Annotated in this window: 17 protein-coding genes; 8 read left to right on the top strand and 9 right to left on the bottom strand. The window is 73.7% G+C overall.

Features of this window, described 5'->3' with window-relative positions; genetic code table 11:
• Position 1: 1 nt before the first annotated feature.
• Complete coding sequence (locus ACFVUY_RS20930; protein ID WP_387732156.1) at positions 2-1,882, bottom strand: amidohydrolase; 1,881 nt, start codon at positions 1,880-1,882, stop codon at positions 2-4.
• Between the two features lie 320 nt (positions 1,883-2,202).
• On the opposite strand from ACFVUY_RS20930, the gene ACFVUY_RS20925 reads away from it, so the two are divergent.
• Together ACFVUY_RS20925 and ACFVUY_RS20920 are read left to right on the top strand one after the other, a co-directional pair.
• The gene (locus ACFVUY_RS20925) at positions 2,203-2,865 is read left to right on the top strand and encodes a hydrolase (RefSeq protein WP_387690949.1); all 663 of its coding nucleotides are present in this window, start codon (positions 2,203-2,205) and stop codon (positions 2,863-2,865) included.
• A gap of 25 nt (positions 2,866-2,890) precedes the next feature.
• Positions 2,891-3,373, top strand: coding sequence for a DoxX family protein (locus ACFVUY_RS20920; protein WP_387690947.1), 483 nt, complete (start codon positions 2,891-2,893; stop codon positions 3,371-3,373).
• Positions 3,374-3,587: 214 nt separating this feature from the next.
• Here the strand turns inward: ACFVUY_RS20920 and ACFVUY_RS20915 are convergent, their stop codons facing one another.
• A complete protein-coding gene (locus ACFVUY_RS20915; RefSeq protein WP_387692085.1) occupies positions 3,588-4,142 on the bottom strand; it encodes a Dps family protein in 555 nt (184 codons plus the stop codon).
• A gap of 297 nt (positions 4,143-4,439) precedes the next feature.
• Here ACFVUY_RS20915 and ACFVUY_RS20910 point away from each other — a divergent pair, with 297 nt between their 5' ends.
• Positions 4,440-5,276, top strand: a complete 837-nt coding sequence (locus ACFVUY_RS20910) for an alpha/beta fold hydrolase (protein ID WP_387692083.1) — start codon at positions 4,440-4,442, stop codon at positions 5,274-5,276.
• Positions 5,277-5,446: 170 nt separating this feature from the next.
• The gene (locus ACFVUY_RS20905; protein ID WP_387731842.1) at positions 5,447-6,403 is read left to right on the top strand and encodes a VOC family protein; all 957 of its coding nucleotides are present in this window, start codon (positions 5,447-5,449) and stop codon (positions 6,401-6,403) included.
• 83 nt (positions 6,404-6,486) lie between these two features.
• Here ACFVUY_RS20905 and ACFVUY_RS20900 read toward each other — a convergent pair whose 3' ends face one another.
• From ACFVUY_RS20900 to ACFVUY_RS20890, 3 genes are all read right to left on the bottom strand, one after another.
• A complete protein-coding gene (locus tag ACFVUY_RS20900; protein WP_387731840.1) occupies positions 6,487-7,347 on the bottom strand; it encodes a helix-turn-helix domain-containing protein in 861 nt (286 codons plus the stop codon).
• Between the two features lie 99 nt (positions 7,348-7,446).
• Positions 7,447-8,277, bottom strand: a complete 831-nt coding sequence (locus ACFVUY_RS20895) for an alpha/beta fold hydrolase (protein WP_387731838.1) — start codon at positions 8,275-8,277, stop codon at positions 7,447-7,449.
• Between the two features lie 227 nt (positions 8,278-8,504).
• Positions 8,505-9,788, bottom strand: coding sequence for a PucR family transcriptional regulator (locus tag ACFVUY_RS20890; RefSeq protein ID WP_387731836.1), 1,284 nt, complete (start codon positions 9,786-9,788; stop codon positions 8,505-8,507).
• Between the two features lie 565 nt (positions 9,789-10,353).
• Here ACFVUY_RS20890 and ACFVUY_RS20885 point away from each other — a divergent pair.
• The 4 genes from ACFVUY_RS20885 (at position 10,354) to ACFVUY_RS20870 (ending at position 13,017) form a co-directional block, all read left to right on the top strand.
• Positions 10,354-10,809, top strand: coding sequence for an SsgA family sporulation/cell division regulator (locus tag ACFVUY_RS20885; RefSeq protein WP_387731834.1), 456 nt, complete (start codon positions 10,354-10,356; stop codon positions 10,807-10,809).
• Between the two features lie 161 nt (positions 10,810-10,970).
• Entirely contained in the window at positions 10,971-11,390 is a 420-nt protein-coding gene (locus ACFVUY_RS20880) for a BlaI/MecI/CopY family transcriptional regulator (RefSeq protein WP_380542813.1), read from the top strand.
• Positions 11,387-12,328, top strand: coding sequence for a M48 family metalloprotease (locus ACFVUY_RS20875; protein ID WP_387731831.1), 942 nt, complete (start codon positions 11,387-11,389; stop codon positions 12,326-12,328). Before ACFVUY_RS20880 ends, ACFVUY_RS20875 begins: the two co-directional genes overlap by 4 nt.
• A gap of 113 nt (positions 12,329-12,441) precedes the next feature.
• Positions 12,442-13,017, top strand: coding sequence for a MarR family winged helix-turn-helix transcriptional regulator (locus ACFVUY_RS20870; protein WP_387731828.1), 576 nt, complete (start codon positions 12,442-12,444; stop codon positions 13,015-13,017).
• Positions 13,018-13,036: 19 nt separating this feature from the next.
• On the opposite strand, the gene ACFVUY_RS20865 is transcribed toward ACFVUY_RS20870, so the two are convergent.
• Genes ACFVUY_RS20865 through ACFVUY_RS20850 form a run of 4 tightly spaced genes read right to left on the bottom strand, consistent with a single transcriptional unit; the run spans position 13,037 to position 17,929 of the window.
• Positions 13,037-14,533: an ABC transporter ATP-binding protein gene (locus ACFVUY_RS20865; RefSeq protein ID WP_387731825.1), complete on the bottom strand. Its 1,497-nt coding sequence runs from the start codon at positions 14,531-14,533 to the stop codon at positions 13,037-13,039.
• Positions 14,530-15,378, bottom strand: coding sequence for an ABC transporter permease (locus ACFVUY_RS20860; RefSeq protein ID WP_387731822.1), 849 nt, complete (start codon positions 15,376-15,378; stop codon positions 14,530-14,532). The genes ACFVUY_RS20865 and ACFVUY_RS20860 overlap by 4 nt, the downstream gene beginning before the upstream one ends.
• Positions 15,375-16,355 (bottom strand): ABC transporter permease, encoded by a 981-nt coding sequence (locus tag ACFVUY_RS20855; protein ID WP_387731819.1) that lies wholly within the window; start codon positions 16,353-16,355, stop codon positions 15,375-15,377. The genes ACFVUY_RS20860 and ACFVUY_RS20855 overlap by 4 nt, the downstream gene beginning before the upstream one ends.
• Before the next feature lie 14 nt (positions 16,356-16,369).
• Positions 16,370-17,929, bottom strand: a complete 1,560-nt coding sequence (locus ACFVUY_RS20850) for an ABC transporter substrate-binding protein (RefSeq protein WP_387692059.1) — start codon at positions 17,927-17,929, stop codon at positions 16,370-16,372.
• Positions 17,930-18,236: the final 307 nt, after the last annotated feature.

The raw sequence follows: 18,236 nt of genomic DNA, 5'->3' as shown, positions 1-18,236 counted from the left end.
ATCAGAGGAAGCAGGGGTCCGTCGGCAGCTGGGACTGTCCGGGCAGGACGAGACCGCGGGCCGCGCGCCAGGCGTGCTGCTCGCCGGAGGCCGCCACGGCCTCCAGGACGCCCTCGGCCTGGCGGACCCCGGCAGCCAGGCTGGGGGCGGGGGTGGCGTGGTAGCCGCCGAAGCGGGTGACCGGGCTCCAGGAGGGCGTCACCTCGGGCAGCTCCGGGGCCAGGCCCTCGTGCTCCCCGGTGGCGTGGACGATGCGTCCGCCGACGACCGTCAGCACGGACTCGATGTGCGGGATGTCGGCCTCGGGCACGGTGAAGTAGTCGGCGTCGAGCAGCGCGAGGTCCGCGTAACTGCCGACCGTCAGACGGCCCTTGACGTCCTGCTCGCCGGTGAGGCGGGCGCCGCCGAGGGTGTAGAGCTCCAGGGCCTGTTCGCGGCTGAGGCGGTTGTGCTCGGCGGCGAGCCGCCGCCCGGAGACGGCGCGGCCGGAGACCAGCCAGTGCAGGGCGACCCACGGGTTGTAGGAGGAGACGCGGGTGGCGTCGGTGCCCGCGGCGACGGTCAGCCCGCGGTCGAGCATCGCGCGCAGCGGGGGCGCTTCGGCGGCGGCGGGGGCGCCGTAGCGGGAGACGAAGGCCTCGCCCTGGAAGGACAGGCGGTTCTGGACGGAGACGGCGCCGCCGAGGGCGGCGATGCGGTCGAGGCTTTCGGGGCTGACGGTTTCGGCGTGGTCGAAGAGCCAGCGGTTGCCCTGGGGGAAGAGGCCCTCGGCGGCGAGCTTCTCGAAGACGGCGAGGTCGCGGCGGATCGTCTCGTCGTAGGTGGCGTGCAGGCGGAAGCCCCAGCCGTTCTCCATGAGGATCCGGACGGCCTTCTCGAACTCGCTCTCGTAGGCACCCAGTTGCGGCCTGGGCTCGGTGAAGTTCTCGAAGTCGGCGGCGGCCCAGGTGAGGTTCTCCCCCGCGCCGTTGAGGCGCAGCCACTCGTCGCCCTCGCCGGGGCGGACGGTGTTGACCCAGCGGGTGAGGTCGTCGAGCTCCTGACCGGCGGTCTGCGGGAAGAGGTGGTAGGCGATGCGCAGGCTCAGTTCGCCGCGGCGGGCGAGTTCCATGACGGTGCCGTAGTTCTCGGGGAAGCTCTGGAAGCCGCCGGCGGCGTCGATCGCGGAGGTGAGGCCGAAACGGTTCAGTTCGCGCAGGAAGTGGCGGGTGGAGCCGATGCGGTCGGCCTCGTCCAGGGTGGGAGCCTTGGCGAGGGTGGAGTAGAGCAGCAGGGCGCCGGGGGCGGCGATCAGCAGGCCGGTGGGCTCGCCGTCGTGTCCGCGCACGATCTGGCCGCCGGCCGGGTCGGGGGTGTCCCGGGTGAAGCCGGCCGCGCGCAGGGCCGCCTTGTTGAGCAGCGCCGACTGGTAGAGGTGCAGGACGAAGACGGGGGTGTCGGGCGCCGCGGCGTTGAGCTCGGCCAGGGTGGGCAGGCGCCGTTCGGCGAACTGGTCGGCGGACCACCCGCCGACCACCCGCACCCACTGGCCGGGCGGGGTGCGCTCGGCCTGCAGGCGCAGCATCGCCAGGGCCTCGCGCAGCGTCGGGACGCCGTCCCAGCGCAGCTCCATCACGTAGTTGAGGCCGCCGCGGATGACGTGCAGGTGCGCGTCGTTGAGTCCGGGGACGGCCCGGCGCCCGAGCGCGTCGACCACCCGGGTGCCGGGCCCGACCAGCGGAGCGACGTCCGCGTCGTCGCCGACCGCCCGGATCAGACCGTCCCGGATGGCCACAGCGGTGGCCCGGGGGCGGCGCGGATCGTTGGTGAACACCTTGGCGTTGCGCACGACGAGGTCGGCGGGCTGCTCGGGAGCACCGGGGCGCACCCCGGCAACGGGCATGGTGGACAAGGGAAGTCCCTTCGTTGGGTGGTGTTTCGGCGCAGGCCTCGCAGCGAACCTAGGCGGACCGCGGCGGGCGAGGTTCTCCGCAGCGCATCGCCAGTTGCCCGGCAGCGCACTTCACCGTCCGACGGTCCGGTTCCCGTGGATCCGCCCGTGGCCGTGCATTGTGGGAACAGTCCCGGGCACGCAGCGAGCAGAACCCCGCACGGGCCGCGGGCTAGTGTCGTCGACGTACCGCCCCGCCGATCCGGCCGGGCGCCTGACGCAGTGTCATGTTCCTGTGTCGTTCCCCGCATTCACGAGAAGAGAGAGCCGTCATGGTTGACTTCGCGAACGTTCACGCCGCTCCGAGCCCGGACCTGCTGACCCCCGACAACGCGATGATGCTGTTCGTCGACCACCAGCCGCAGATGTTCTTCGGCACCGGCAGTGGCGACCGGACCGCGATCATCAACGCCACCGTCGGCCTGGCCAAGGCCGCGAAGATCTTCGGTGTTCCGACGGTGCTGTCCACCGTCGCCGCCGAGTCCTTCTCCGGCCCGATCCTGCCGCAGCTGCAGGCCGTCTTCCCCGAGCAGGAGGTCGTCGACCGCACCAGCATGAACGCCTGGGAGGACGAGGCCCTGGTCGAGGCCGTCAAGGCCACCGGCCGCAAGAAGATCATCCTCTCCGGCCTGTGGACCGAGGTCTGCCTCGTCCTGCCCGCCCTGTCCGCCCTCGACCAGGGCTACGAGGTCTACGTCGTCGCCGATGCCTCCGGCGGCGTCAGCCCGCTGGCCCACGAGCACGCCCTGCAGCGGATGACCGCCGCCGGCGCCGTGCCCGTCACCTGGATCCAGGTCCTGCTGGAGCTCCAGCGCGACTGGGCCCGCACCGAGACCTACGTCGCGGTCACCGAGCTCGTCAAGGAGCACGGCGGCGCCTACGGCATGGGCCTCGTCTACGCCCAGTCCATGATCAACCCGCACGCCGCCGGCTGACCGAACCCACCCGACGGAGTCCGACATGAACACCGGCCTACTCCTGCTGCGCGTGGTCGTCGGCCTGTTGCTCGCCGGCCACGGCGTCCAGAAGGTCAGCTTCCACCTCGGCGGCGGCGGACTGGAGGGCGGCACCGCCGAGTTCCGGGGCGACGGCTTCCGCGGCGGCAGGCTCACCGCGCTGGCCGCCGGCGTCACCCAGGTCGGGGCCGGGCTGATGCTCGCCCTCGGCCTGCTCACCCCGCTGGCCGCCGCGGGCGTCATGGGCGTGATGACCGTCGCCCTGACGGTCAAGTGGCCCCACGGCCTGTGGGTCCAGCACGACGGGTACGAGTTCCCCCTCGTCCTGATCGTCACCGCCGCGGCACTGACCGCCACCGGCCCCGGCCAGTGGTCGCTCGACGGGGCCCTCGGCCTCGCCGCCTGGCCGCTGTGGTGCCTGCCCGCCGCCGTCCTCGCCGGCGTGGGCGGCGGACTCGCCACCCGCCTCGCCCTGCACCGCACCTGACACCCGCGCGACACGAACGGGCTCGGGCCCCTGGAAGGGAAACCCTCCAGGGGCCCGAGCCCGTTCGCGTGCCGCCGCACCGACGCCGAGGAACGGCACGGAGGTACGACGAGCGGTACGACAGGACGAGCGGCACGAAAAAGTGCCGGGCCCCCGACGAAGGGCCCGGCACTGAGCGGAGCCGGGCCCGCCGACGAACGGGCCCGGTCCGCGGTCACTCCCCGGTCTCGGGGGTGACGACCAAGTGCTCGGCGAGGAACCAGACCTGGGCCTCACCGGTGCGGATGATCTGGGAGACCAGCAGGTCCTGGGTGCCGTCGTCACCGAGCTCGGCCGTGCGGCCGGCGGCGTCCCGGACATCGGCGAGGACGGTCTCGTGCGCGTCGAGAAGTCGCGAGAGCATCGACCGCACCCCCTCGATGCCGTCCGGCGGACGCGGAACGCCCGTGATCTGCGCGGCGTGACGGAGGTCGCCCACCGCGACGCCGCCGAGGCTCTGCACCCGCTCGGCGAGCGCGTCGACCAGCTCCAGCTGCTCCTGGGCGTGCTTGTCGAAGAGCAGGTGCAGCTGGTACGCGGTCGGCCCGCGCATGCCCCAGTGGTACTTCTTGTACAGCCCGTACAGGAACTGGGTGTCCGCGAGGACGCGGTTGAGCCGCTGGCACGAGTACTGCCGGGCGTCGTGGGAGAGCGCGATCGGCAGCTGGGTGACGGTGCCGAACTCCTGGATCTCGGGACCGTGCTGGTGGAGGCGCGGCTGGCTGCTCATGGTGCTCCTGCTTCGTGCGGGGTCGGTGACATCTGCGGCCATCAGGCTAGGAACGCGCGGGCCGGGCACGTGTTCCGACCGCGCACTGCTTGCGGTCGGTCAGCGCACCGGGTGCCGGAGTCGAGCCGCTGTCCCCGTCCGCTCCACCGGTGCGCCCGGTCGTAGCACTCTCGGACGACTCGGGGTGCTCTCGGAGTCAACCGGCCCCCGGTCACCGCGCCTAGCGTGGAACCCGTCGCAGCCGAGCACCGCAGTAAGAGGCTGCCGCGAGCAGCTGCCGCACGAAAGGGAAAACCCATGCCGTACATCACCGTTGGCCAGGAGAACTCCGCCTCCATCGACCTCTACTACGAGGACCACGGCACCGGCCAGCCGGTCGTCCTCATCCACGGATTCCCGCTGAACGGCAAGTCCTGGGAGCGCCAGAGCGCCGCCCTGCTGGAGGCCGGCTACCGGGTCATCACCTACGACCGCCGCGGCTTCGGCCAGTCCTCGCAGCCCACCACCGGCTACGACTACGACACCTTCACCGCCGACCTCCACACCGTGCTGGAGACCCTCGACCTGCGCGACGCCGTCCTGGTCGGCTTCTCCATGGGCACCGGCGAGACCGCCCGCTACGTGGGCACCTACGGCACCGAGCGGATCGCCAAGGTCGCCTTCCTCGCCTCGCTGGAGCCGTACCTGCTCAAGACCGACGACAACCCGGACGGCGCCGCCCCCCAGGAGTTCTTCGACGGCATCGTCGCCGCCGTGAAGGCCGACCGGTTCGCCTTCTACACCGGCTTCTTCAACGACTTCTACAACCTGGACGAGAACCTCGGCACCCGGATCAGCGAGGAGGCCGTCCGCAACAGCTGGAACGTCGCCACCGCCGGCGGCGCCTTCGCCGCCTCGGCCGCACCCACCACCTGGTACACCGACTTCCGCGCCGACATCGCCCGCATCGACGTGCCCGCCCTGATCCTGCACGGCACCGGCGACCGCACCCTGCCCATCGAGAACACCGCCCGTCCCTTCCACAAGGCCCTGCCCTCCGCCGAGTACGTCGAGATCGAGGGCGCCCCGCACGGTCTGCTCTGGACCCACGCCGAAGAGGTCAACTCCGCGCTGCTCGCCTTCCTCGCCAAGTGACCCGGACGGCCGCGAAACCCTCGACCCGCGGCCGTCCGCCCGACCCCGGTACCGCCGTCGCCGCCCCAGGCCCGAACGGCGACGGCGGTACCGGCCACACCGGCCCCACACCCACGCCCGGCATCCCCTTCCAGGGACGCCGGGCGTTCGCCACGACCAGGAGGTCACCCATGAAGCTCCGCTCGGCCCGCCGCATGGTCCCGCTGGTGGCGGCACTCGCCGCCCTGACCGCGGCCCCCGCCGCCTCGGCCGCCTCCGCCGGCCAGGGCACGTCCCGGAGCGCGGCCCAGGGCACGCCGGCCGAACGGCCGGGCACCCAGCAGCAGTTCGCCGTCGGCCCGCAGTACGACTCCACCCACGTCTACGTCGCGCCCGGCACCGAGCAGGCCTTCGTGACCAGCTGGACGTCCACCTTCGGCGGCACCACGATCGGCCCGGTCTCCACCCAGGTGACGCCGACGCCCAGCCGGACGCTCTCCGAGCTGGTGGTGTCCCCGGTCGGCACACTGTCGGTGTTCGACTACACCACGCCCGTGCCGTACCCCTTCGGCACCGAACGCACCGGCTGGCTGGTGACCGACCTCGACCAGGCCGTCCGCGCCGCCCGTGCCGACGGCGCGACCGTCACCGTGTCACCGTTCGCCGACCCGATCGGCCGCGACGCCGTCGTCCAGTTCCCGGGCGGGATCAACGCCCAGCTGTACGTCCACACCACCCCGCCGTCCTACCCCGCCCTGGTCAGCGTGCCGGAGAACCGGCTCTACCTGTCGCCGGACGCGGTCGGCTCCTTCCTGCACAGCTACCTCGCCTTCACCCGGGGCCGGATCGTCTCCGACGACCGGAGGGCCGACGGCGCCGCCATCGGCCTGCCCGGCACCACGTACCGGCTCGTCCGCCTCACCTCCGGCTTCGGCACCACCACCGTCGCCGTGACGGACGGCCACCTGCCCCACCCGTACGGCCGGGAACTCACCGGCTACGGCGTGCCCGACCTCGGCGCCACCCTGGACCGGGCCGGGGCCGCCGGCGCGACGGTGCTGTCGGGACCCGTCCGCGCGGGCGGCCGGGACAGCGCGACGGTGCAGTTCCCCGGCGGCTACATCGCCGAGATCCACACCGACCGCTGACCGGCCCGCCGCGATCGGCGAAGGACGGGACCGGCGGGACCGGCAGCGTGTGGAAGCGTGTGGAAGCGGCCGCGGCGGAGGAGTCAGGAGACCGTGTCCCGACTGTCGGTCCGGGCGGCGTAGGCCTGCCATTCGCGGGGCGAGACCCCGTAGGCGTCACGGAACGCCCGGCTGAAGTGGGAGTGGCTGACGAAACCCCACCGGTGCGCGACCGCAGACACACTGGCCTGCCGACGGGAGGGACGCTCCAGCTCCCGTCGGCACGCGTCCAGGCGACGCCGACGCACCCACTGCCCCACCGTCGTCCCGTCCTGCTGGAACAGTTTGTGCAGATAGCGCACCGAGATGTGCTGCGCCCGGGCGATCGCCTCCGGCCCCAGATCCGGATCCGCGAGATTCTCCTCGATGTGGCCACGGATCCGCGCCAACAACTCCGCCGAACCACCCGGACCCTCCGGCCCCTCCTCCTCCAGCAGCTCCGACACCAGGATCGCCACGATGTCCGACACACCACGCGCCAGATGATCACCAGGACGCGCCCGGTGCCCCCCGCCCCGAGCCGCCAGCGTCCGCAGGAACTGCGAAGCGAGCAGGCCCACCCCCTCACTCCCCCGCGCCACCAGCCCACCCGTACGCCGCACCTCGGAGTGCCGCACCCCCAGGTAGAAGCACGGGACACGGAAACGGACCATCCGGCACCCCGCATCGCGCAGCAGCCCCGCCGGATACGGCGACGTGCCGATCAGCAGATCGCCCGGAGCCAGCGCCGTGCTGACCCCGTGACGCCGCACCGAGGCCGCGCCGTCGACGTGCAGGGCAACGTAGAGGCAGTCCTCGGGATCGACCCCGGGCGGCGGTGACAGGACCTCGATGCAGGCATCGACGGTCTGATCGGGCCGGTGGTACTCGGGTTCGGGCAGGGGTGAGGGATCCGACGGGATCACAGGAGGCTCCGACCGGTTGGAGGGGTTCGGTACAGGGTGTTGGGAAGGATCGCCCGCCGTCCGGCGCCCGGTGGTGGCACCGCCGGCGGCGGGGCCGCCTCAGGAGAGGAACGCCTCCACGACGGCGTTGAACTCGCCGGGGTTCTCCAGGAAGGGGAAGTGCGAGCTCGCCACGGTCCTCGGGAACACGTGGAGGCCGGCGCCGGGGATCCGCTCGGCGATGAAGCGCTGGGACTCCGGGTCCACGTGGCTCCCCTCGCAGCCGAGCACCAGGGTCGGCACGTCGATGCAGTCGAGGACGTCGCGCCAGTCCTGGGCGCAGTGGTCGAAGAGCAGCGGGACGCCCGCGTACGCCGGGGTGGCACGGATCTGCTCGGTCACGAAGGCCAGCAGGTCCGGGTCGGTGTCGCCGCTGAACATCGAGCGGACGAAGCCCTCCCGGACCTCGGCACCGTCCGGGCCGGCCAGCGCGGCGCCCAGCTCCAGGAGCCCCGCCACGTCGAAGATGGCGCCGGAGTCGCGCTGCTCGGCCGGCGCCGTCCAGGGCACCGCCGCCACGGCGGCGGGCTGGTCGACCAGGACGAGCCGGCGGATGCGGCCGGTGCCGTGCTGGTCGATGAAGCTCCACCACACCGAGGCGCCCATCGACCAGCCCAGCGCGTCGAAGGCGTCCAGGCCCAGGTGGTCGAGCAGGCCGAGGACGTCACGGGCCAGACGCGCGACGCGGTAGCCGTGGCGCGGCTTGCCGGAGCGGCCGTGACCGCGGAAGTCCACCGTCACGACGCGCCGGCCCGGCGCCAGCCCCTCGAACTGGTGGCGGAACATCTCCTGCGTCTGCCCCCAGCCGTGGAGCATCACCAGCGGGACCCCGTCGCCACCGCTGTCGCGGTAGGCCAGGCGCACGCCGTCGTTCGTGATCAGTCGGTGCATGGTGCTCGTTCTTGTCCGTTCGTGTCGGCTCGCGGGTCCGGGGGGGGCCGGAACCCGCAGGTCGCCGGGGGGATGAGCGGCAGCTCGTCGTGAGAATTCTCGCTGTGGGCCGAACCCGCTGACCACCGACCGACGTAGGGATTGCCCGACGAAGCTTCATCGCTCTGTAGCAACACCGCTCCGGGGTGACGCCGCGCCCGGCCGCGCGCGGCCGGCGGGGAGGCCGGCTACGGGAAGGCGGTCTGCTGGGAGGCCGTCCACGGGGAGGCCGGCTCCGCCGGAGCCCGCAGCAGGTCCCACAGCCGCAGCCCCAAATGGAGCTCCAGGCGGTGCGCGCCGACGTCCAGGTCCAGGCCGGTGATCTCCTGGATCTGGCGCAGGCGGTAGTACAGCGAGGTGCGGTGCAGCTCCAGGACCTCCGCGGTCCTGGGCACCGAACCGGCGTTGTCCAGGAAGCAGCGCAGGGTCTCCTCCAGCCGGGAGTTGCCACCGCCGGTCGCCAGCAGGCGCCGCAGCGGCTTGGGCAGGAGGGAGTCGTTGAGCGCGCTCTCGGGCAGTTGGAGGAGGACGGCGTACTCCCCGAGCCGCTCCCAGTCGCCGATGCCCTCCAGCCGGGGCAGCCGGCGGGCCGCGCGCACCGCCACCCGGGCCTGGTCGTAGGAGATCCACGCGTCGGCCAGTGCCGTCCGGCGCCCGCCCACGCCCACCGACACGACCGGGCCCGGGCCCAGGAAGGTCGTCAGGGAGCGGACGATGCCCCGGCCCTGCAGGTCCAGGTCCTCCTCCGCGGGCTCCCGTTCGAAGACCTGCACCAGCACCGCCCGCTCCTGGTCGACCATCGACAGGCCGCGGGCCGTCCGGGTCTGCCGGAACGGCTCCAGCGCACCGCGCAGCGCCACCTCGGTCTGGCCGGTGGGCCCCGGCTGCCCGCTGACGGCGACGCTGGTCACCACGACGTGCGGGCCGGCCGGCAGGAGGCCGTCGTCCACCAGGCGCTGGTGCGCGGCGCAGCGCTGCGCCGAGTCCGAGCCGATCAGCCGGCTCACCAGCCGCCGGGTGTGCTCCTCGTCGTCGTCCGAGGCCAGCCGCTCGGCGTACATCTCGACCGCCACGGCGCGGGTCACCTCGTCGATGGCCCCCCGCTCGGCCTCGGTGAGGGGCGCGCCCGCCGCCACGACCATCAGGATGCCCAGCACGTGGCCCCGTTCGCGGACCGGGGCGCAGTAGCGCGGCTGCATCCCCAGGTCGTCGCGGCCCGGCAGGACACCTGGACGGGTCCACCGGGCGACCCCCTGCGACAGCACGTAGCGGATGGTCTCGTCGTCCGCGATGCCCTGCAGCAGCGTGCGCACCCGCACCCGGTCCTCGTCGCCGAAGTGCCGGCTGGTGCAGATCAGCCGCACCAAGGGGTCGTCGAGAACGACCGAACGCCCCAGTTCCTCGGCCAGGCCGTCCACCAACGTCTGCAGCGCCTCGCCTCCGGAACGCGAGCGCTGGATCCACCTCTTCATGATCAAAAGCCTCCCGGCGCCATTCATACAAGGAGCGAAACGGGATGGACAAACGTTCAACAAACCGAGGATCCGACGACTCCGCCGGAGCCGGACGACTGCCGCCCCGGGCGGCACCGACCGCCGGAGGAGGCTCTGCGCGCGACGCCGCGAAATCGCTACTCCCCGCCAAATCCCTTCCGGCGTGCGGCAGTTGAACTCACCCCTGCCGCCACGGCAAGCGGCGGCGCCACCGCCGGCCGCACCGCCCCCCGACCGCCGGACCGCAGAGCCGCGACAGCGAGGAGCCCGCGCCCGGCCATGCCCGCCGGGCGAACGGTGCGCGGATCATCACCTCGCGGTGCACGGCCGGAACATCCACCCCGGCACCGCCTCCTAGCCTGGGAGCACTTCCGCCTCCCCCTGCTCCCGGCAGCTCCCAGGGCCCGAGGCGGGAGCGCCGCACCGCCACCGGCGCCCCGGTCGTCCGGCGCTCCGTGTCCCGACCGGACACCGCACCTCACCCCGCCGGCCCGGACGGCCCCTCCCGTCCCGCGCCGCCCCGAACCCGCCCAGGAGACACCCCGTGCCCGCCCACCACCCCCTCTCCGACCCCCAGCCCCGCCCGGAAGCCGCCGCCACCGACCTGACCCTCGACGCCCGACTCGTCCTCGGCGAGCACCAGAGCGTCGACGTCCCGGTACGCCTCGCCTACCGCGGCGACGACCCGTTCGCCGTCACACTCGAATTCCTCGGCCACGCCACCGAAGCGGGCACCTGGCACTTCGCCCGCGAGCTCCTCTGGGAAGGCCTCCACCGGCCCACCGGCCTCGGCGACGTCCGCATCTGGCCCCCCTGCACCTGCCACGCCCGCACCTCCCTGCGCGTCATGCTCAGGAACCAGGCGGACATCGCCCTCCTCGATCTCCCCACCCGCCAGGTCCGTCGCTGGCTCCGCCGCGAGAGCTTCGCCCTCGTCCCCCAGGGCACCGAGCACACCCTCATCGACTGGGCCGCCGAATTCGACGACCTCACCGGCTGACGCCGGCTCGGCGGCGATCCGCACGCCCCGTAAAGTTAGCTGAGGCACACCTAAGTCACACAGGCCGTACCCCTTCCCGCCGCACCGGCGCGGGCGGCCCTCGTCCCCGACCGGGTCGGCGTCGGGGTGTGCCGGGCGAACGCTTCGGGACAGGGAGAGAGATGGCGAGGGACGGTCAGGAGGCCAGGCGTCCGCACGGGGAACTGGTCGCGGACGTGATGGCGGTGCTGTGGGCGGCCGGTGAGCCGATGACCGCACAGCAGGTCAAGGCGGCGCTGCACCAGGACCTCGCCCGGACGACCGTGGCGACGATCCTCACCCGCCTGCACGAGAAGGGGACCCTGGAGCGCACGCGGCCAGGGCGTTCCTTCGCCTACGCGCCGGTCGCGGACGCCGCCGGTCTGGCGGCCGGGCGGATGCGCCGGGAGCTGGAGAAGGAGCCGCAACGGGACCTCGTCCTGAAGCGGTTCGTGTCCTCGCTGTCCACGGACGACGGGGACGTCCTGCGGCGCCTGCTGATCGAGGCGGAGGCCGCACCGGCTCCGGCCGGGGGCGAGGCCGTGCTGGAGGGCGGGGCGTGACGCTGTTCCTGGTGGCCGTCGCCCTCACCGTCGTCCTTCCGTGGGGAGCGGCGCCCGCGGCCCGTCGTCTGGCCGGGCTGCTCCCGCCGCGCGAGGCCTCCCTGACCCTCGCGGGGGCGGCCGTGCTGCTCGCGGGCGGCACGGTCGCCGCGCTGACGGGGCTTTTCCACGTGCCGTTCCTGGCGGGGCTGGAGCACCTGCGGTTCGCCCGGGTGACGGCGGACTGGCCGGCGGTGGTGCCGGTGTCCGGTGCCGCCGGGGTCCTGCTCGCCGTGCAGGCGGTGCGGCTGGTGCTGGCCGCTCGCCGGCAGCGTGCGCTGCTGTCCCGCGCGTGGGCGCTGACCGGCGGGGGGACGGCCGAGGGCGACGTGCTCGTCGTCCCGGGTGAGGAGGCGGAGGCCTTCGCCCTGCCGCGCTTCCGTGGCCGTGCCGCCCGCGTCGTCGTGTCGGAGGGCATGCTCGGGGCGCTCGGGCCGTCGGAACGCACGGTGCTGTTCGCCCATGAACGGGCCCATCTCCGCGGACGGCACCATGTGCTCTCGGCCGTCGTCGACCTGGCCTCGGCCGTGCATCCGGCGCTCGCGCGCCTGGGGCCCGCGCTGGAGTTCCACCTGGAGCGGTGGGCGGACGAGGCCGCCGCGACGGCGGTGGGGGACCGGAGGGTCGCCGCGACCGCCATCGCCCGCGCCGCACTGGCCGGCTCGGCCGGGACGGGGGTGCGCGGCAGCCGGCTCCTGTCCGTCAGCACGGGACCGGTCCCCCGGCGGGTTCAGGCCCTGCTGGAGCCGGCGCCCGCCGGGCCCAGGGGGCGCGGGCCACGTGCGGCCGTGTCCGGTCTCGTCGCCGCGGTGGTGGTGTCGGCGCTGCTGGCGCTCGGCCTCGCCTACGGCCTGCACGAGTACGTGGAGCATGCGGCGAGGAGGATCGTCGGCCCCTGACCGATCTGACGACATCGATGTAGACCAACGATCGGAAGCGTAGGTATGGTGAGCCTCGGTTTGCCGCTTTCGACGCCGAGGGCGTCGCGCTCTTCCGATGATGGGGACACGGTTTGTACGACGGACGGCAGGGCTCGTCGAGTCCGTTCGAGCAGTCCGTCTACCTCCTGTCGGAGGCCGGGCGGGCCGTCGACCGCCTGCTGGCGGAGCGGCTGGAACACCGCGGGCTGACCCCGGTCCACCACGCGCTGCTGTCGGCGCTGGCGCAGCTGGGACCGCACGGTCGGCACGACCTCACCTCCCGTGCCACGGCGCCCGCGGCCGAGGTGGACCAGGCCCTCGACGATCTCCTGTCGGCACGCCTGGTGCAGTCGATGGTCGTCCACGTCGGCGGTCGCCAGGAGGTTCTGACCATCACCCCCACGGGCGAGTCCGCCCTGGACGTGCTCCACACCGATGCGTCGGCGACGCAGGACGACCTGCTGGCGTCCTTGACGAAGGGGCAGCGCGTCGAGCTCAACTCCCTTCTCCGGCGCGTGTGCGCGGCCGCCGCCCGCGGAGCCGGGCAGCGGCCGCGGCCCCGCGGGACGAGCGGCTGGACGCTGACCCGCGGCTCCCGGCGGACCTGGGCCAGGGTCCGGGAGGGCGTCGGCCCCGCCGAGGGGCCGGACGTCGGAACGCCGGGCTGACCCCCCCTGCGCGGAGAGCTCAGTTCGGCACCGGGCTCGGGGCCGCACGGTGCTCCGTGAGCGGCACCCCGTCGGCGCCGTCGAGGGCGAGGAGGAGGTCCGCGTGGGCCGAGAGCAGGGGCAGGTCGTGGCTGACCAGGACGACGGCGAGGCCCTGGTCGGTCCGTAGGCCGCGCAGGAGTTCCATGATGCCCTCGGCGGTGTCGGCGTCGAGGGCGGAGGTGACCTCGTCGCAGAGCAGGACGTCGGGTTCGGCGGCCAGGGCACGGGCGATGGAGACGCGCTGGCGCTGCCCGCCGGAGAGTTCGTGGGGGTGGCGGTCGGCGTGACCGGGGGTGAGGCCGACCGCGGTGAGCAGTTCGGCGACGCGGGCGTCGCACCGGTCGGCGGGCCGTACGGAGTGGAGCCTCAGCGGGCGGGTGAGGGTGGCGCCGACGGTGCGGGTGGGGTTGAGGGCGCCGAGCGGGTTCTGCGGGACGAGTTGGACGCGGCGGCGCTGGTCGCGGGTGCGCCGCCGGTAGGAGGACGCCAGGAGTTCGCCGCCGAGGGTGATCCGGCCGGCCTCGGGGCGGTGGAGTCCCGCGAGGGCGCGCAGCAGCGTGGTCTTGCCGCACCCCGACGGGCCGGTGATCCCGGTCAGCGTGCCGGGCCGCAGGGCGAGGTCGAGGCCGGCGAAGACCCGGTGGCGGCCGCGGCCGGTGCCGACCCGGGCGTCGAGTGCCTTCACCTCGACGACGGGCACCGCGTCGCCGCGGACGCGGGCCGGGGCAGGCACCGCGTCGGCGCCGACGCGGGCCGGGGCAGGCGCCGGGGGCGTTGCGGGCGTGCCCGGGGCCGTGACCGGACGGTCCGGCCACAGGGCGAGGACGTCGTCGGCGCAGCGGGCGACGAAGTCGGGGTCGTGGCTGGTGAGAGCGATGGCGATGCCGTCGCGGTCGGCGATGTCGTGCAGCAGGTCGGCGATGTCGTCGCGCAGGGCGGCGTCCAGGCCGGCGGTGGGTTCGTCGAGGAGGAGGATCGCGGGGCGGCGGGCGAGGGCACGGGCGAGGGCGACGCGCCGCTGCTGTCCGCCGGAGAGGTGCTCGGTCCGGCGGCGTTCGAGGCCTTCGCCGACCGGCAGGCGGACGGTGCGCAGCAGGTCCGTGACGGAGGTGCCGCGGCGGTCGGCGGCGGTCTCGGTGACGAGGCGGTCGACGCGCATGCGGGGGTTGAGTCCGGAGCCCGGGTCCTGGCCGACGAAGGCGAGCTTGTGGCGGCGCAGCCGGCGCAGTTCCTCGGGCGGGAGGGCGAGGATGTCGTGGCCGAGGACGGTGAGGCTGCCGGCGGTGACGCGCGCGCCCGGCGGGAGGGCGCCGACGAGGGCGCGCAGCAGGGTGGTCTTGCCGGCGCCGGAGGGCCCGGTGACGGCGGTGACGCGGCCCGGGGCGAGGGTGAGCGTGGCGTCGGTGAGCAGCGGGGTGTCCCCGAGGGTGACGGACAGGGCGGCGGCACGGGCAGCGGGGTCGGTGGTGCTCACAGCGGGGTCTCCGGGGTGGGCCGGGCGGGGGCGAGGGCTTCGGCGGCGAGGTTGACGCCGATGGCGAGCAGGCCGATGGCGAGGCAGGGCGCTCCGACGGCCCACGGGTTGAGGGTGATGCCGGCGGCGTTCTCGCGGATCATCAACGCCCAGTCGGCTTCCGGGGGTTGGGGGCCGAGTTGGAGGAAGGCGGCGACGGAGACGATGTAGACGCCCTCGACGAAGCGCAGGCCGAACAGGGCGAGGACGGTGGAGCGCAGGTTGGGGAGGACCTCGTGGACGGTGAGGTGCCAGAGGTTCTCGCCGCCCGCGGCCGCGGCCTCGACGAAGCCGGCGGTGGCGAGGGGGGCGGCCGCGGCGGCGACGATCCGGACCGCGTAGGGGATGCCGAGGAGGGTGGCCGCGGCGGCGACGGCGAGGCGTCCGCCGCCGGGCCAGGCCAGGGCAATCAGCATGATGGCGAGGACGGACGGGAGCAGGATCGTCAGGTCCGCGGCGCGTTCGATCCACCGGCCGAGGGCCGGGCGCAGCACGGCGAGGATGCCGATGGCGGTGGCCGCCGCGGTGACGACGAGGGCGATGGCCAGGGCGGTGGCGATCAGGGGCGCGCCCCCGGTCAGCAGTCGGCTGAAGACGTCGCGGCCGAGCTGGTCGCCGCCGAGCGGCGCGTCGCTGCCCGCTTCGGCGTAGGGGAAGGTGACCGGGGTGTCGATCGGGTGCGGGGCGAGGAGCGGCCCGGCGAGTGCGAGGGCGACGAGGGCGAGGGCGGGAACCGCGCGCACGAGCACCCGTCGCTTCCCTCGGGTGGCGGGCGCGGGGGCCGCTGTCGGGGCGTCGGCGGTCATCGTCGCTCTTCTCCGAGGGTGGTGGTGCGGACGAGGTCGGCGAGCAGCAGGAGCAGGCTGATGGCGGCGCCGGCCGCGGCCACGACTCCGGCGACGAGCGGGGTGTCGCGGTCGGTGATGGCGCCGGCCAGGACGGCACCGACGCCGGGGTAGTTGAAGAGGGTTTCGACGACGACGGTGCCGCCGAGGAGCATGCCGGCGGAGGTGGCGATGCCGACGGCGACGGCGGGCAGGGCGCCGGGGAGCATGTGGTGGCTGAGGATGCGTCGGCGGGGCAGGCCGTCGAGGACGGCGGCCTGGACGTGCGGCAGGGCGGCCTGGTCGGCGAGTGCGCCGCGCACGATGCGGGTGTTCCAGCCGATCTGGGGGACCGCCAGGGAGAGCAGCGGCAGGACGATCATGGTCCATGACTCGGGTCTGCCGTCGGCGCCGGTGAGGGTGACGGCGGGCAGCCAGCCGGTCCACTGGGAGAGCAGCAGGAGCAGGGCGACCGAGACGACGAACTCCGGGAGGGCGAACGCGGCGGTGGACAGGGTGTCGACGGCGCGGTCGACGCGCCCGCCGGGGCGCAGCGCCGCCCAGCCGCCGAGGGCGAGGGCTCCGGCGGTGCTGAGGGCGAGGGCGAGGGTGCCGAGCAGGAGGGTGTTGGGGAAGGGGCCGGCCAGGACGTCGGTGACGTGCTGTCCGCGCGCGGTGGTGCCGAGGTCGCCGGTGGGCAGGCCGGTCATCCAGTCCAGGAAGCGCTCGGCGACCGGGCGGTCGAGGCCCATGGCGGTGCGGCGGGCGGCGAGGTCGGCGGCGGTGACGCCCCGGTCGGAGCTCGCGCCGGCGGCGTCGCCCGGGAGGAGTTCGACGGCCGCGAAGACGGCGGCGAGCAGGACGACGAGCAGGACCAGGCGCCGTACGGCCTGCCGGGCGACCCGGCCCGCACCGGGGAGGATGCGGGCCGGGAGGCTGCGGGACGCTTTCGCGTCCACCGGGCGAGGGGTGGTCAACGCGCCAGCCAGGTCTTCTCGAGCTGGACGCGGCCGTAGCCGGGGAGCTTGGGCAGGTCGCGCACGGCCGCGCCGGCGAGGTCGATGCCGTCGGCCATGCCCCACAGCAGGTAGCCGGACTTCGCGAACTCGATCTCCTGGAGCTGGTGGAGCAGCTTGCCGCGCTCGGCGGTGTCGGCGGTGCCCATGGCCTTGCGGTAGGTCTCGTCGAAGCTCGGCTCGTTCCAGCCGGACTCGTTCTGGCCCGCGTCCGAGAGCATCGTCTTGGAGGCGAAGAAGACGACGGAGTCGTTGGTGCCCCAGTAGCTGGTGTAGAGCGTGCCCTTGAGCCAGGTGTCGTCCCAGAACACCTTGGAGTCCTGCTTCACCACGTTGATCCTCACGCCGGCCTCGCGGACCTGGGTGGCGAAGAGGGTCGCGGACTCGGCGAGTCCGGCGATGTCCTCGGTGGTGGTCAGGTCGTAGGTCCTGGAGGTGTCGAAGCCCGCGTCGGCGAGCAGCTGCCTGGCCTTGGCGAGGTCGCGGGTGCGCTGCGGGATGTCCTTGGCGAAGGCGGGGTCGCCGGTGCCGAGGACGTCGTTGGCGACGCTGCCGTAGCCGGAGAGGACCTGCTTGACCATGGCGTCGCGGTCGACGGCGAGCCTGAGGGCCTCGCGCACCCGTACGTCGGCGAACGGGCCGTCCGCGGTGCGCATGACGACGGGCATCGCCATGTCGTTGGGCCGGCGGACGATCTGGATGTCCTTGCGGGCCTCGGCGGTGCGGGCGGCGACGGCACCGACGTTGGAGGCGACGTCGATCTGTCCGGCGAGCAGGGCGTTGGCCATGGCCTGGGGGCTCTCGAACAGGCGGACCTCGACGGCGTCCAGCAGGACCTTGCCGCCGTACCAGTTGTCGTTGCGCACCAGGCGGGCGTTGCCGTCGCGGTACCAGTCGAGCTTGAAGGGGCCGGTGCCCGGGGCGCCGGCGACCGCGTCGTCCTTGGTGTCCTTCTTGAGGACGAAGGTGGTCAGGCGGGTCAGCAGCGGCAGGTCGGCGTTGGCGTAGTCGGAGACCAGGACGACGGTCCTGGCGTCCTCGGCGGTGATGCCCTCGGGCTGGATGCCGGGCAGGCGGCTCTTGCCCGCCGGGGTGTTGCGCAGCCGCTTCAGCGACCAGACGACGTCGTCGGCGGTGACCGGGGTGCCGTCGTGGAAGGTGGCGCCGTCGGCCAGGGTGAAGCGCCAGGTCTTCAGGTCGTCCGACGGCTTCCAGGAGGCGGCCAGGCGGGGAGCGGTGTTGGCCGTGGCCCCGGGTATCGCGAGCGTGTCGTGGATCAGGCTGATGATGAGGTAGTCGCTCTCGTTGGCCTGGGTGCCGTGCGGGTCCCGGGTGACCGCCGAGGCCTTGCCGAGCGCACCGACCTTCAGCGTCCCTCCGGGGCGGGGCTGTTGACCGGTCCCACCCGAGGCCGCGGCTTCCCCGGCGCCACCCTTGCCGCCACCGCAGGCGGCGAGCACGCCGATCGCCCCGGCTCCGGCTCCGGCCCACAGCAGCTGTCGTCTGGTGACGCCCACGTTCGATCCTCGTCTCGGTTCCGCGCTCGATTTGCTTAGGGTTACCTACCCTAAATTCAAGACAAGTCGCAAGCCGTCCGGCGGGGCGCACTCGACTTCCGGCCATGCGCCCCCGCGCCCCAATCCGGCCCGCGAGCAGGGAAGTTGTCCCTGCGCCGCGCGTGCGCCGCCGCCCGGAGCCGAGACTACGTAAATGTAGACATCCAGCCGGGTAAGGCTTGCCTTACCTAAAAGTCGTTGTTACGTTTCCTGTCGTCCGGCCGTTCGAGCCGCCCCGGACCGATGCCCCACGCGCAGCTCCCGTCGC

It is taken from the genome of Kitasatospora sp. NPDC058063 (assembly GCF_042885395.1).
Classification (GTDB): Bacteria; Actinomycetota; Actinomycetes; order Streptomycetales; family Streptomycetaceae; genus Kitasatospora; species Kitasatospora lactacystinica.
Note: the sequence above shows the minus strand (reverse complement) of the source record. Positions and strands in the feature narration are given on the sequence as shown.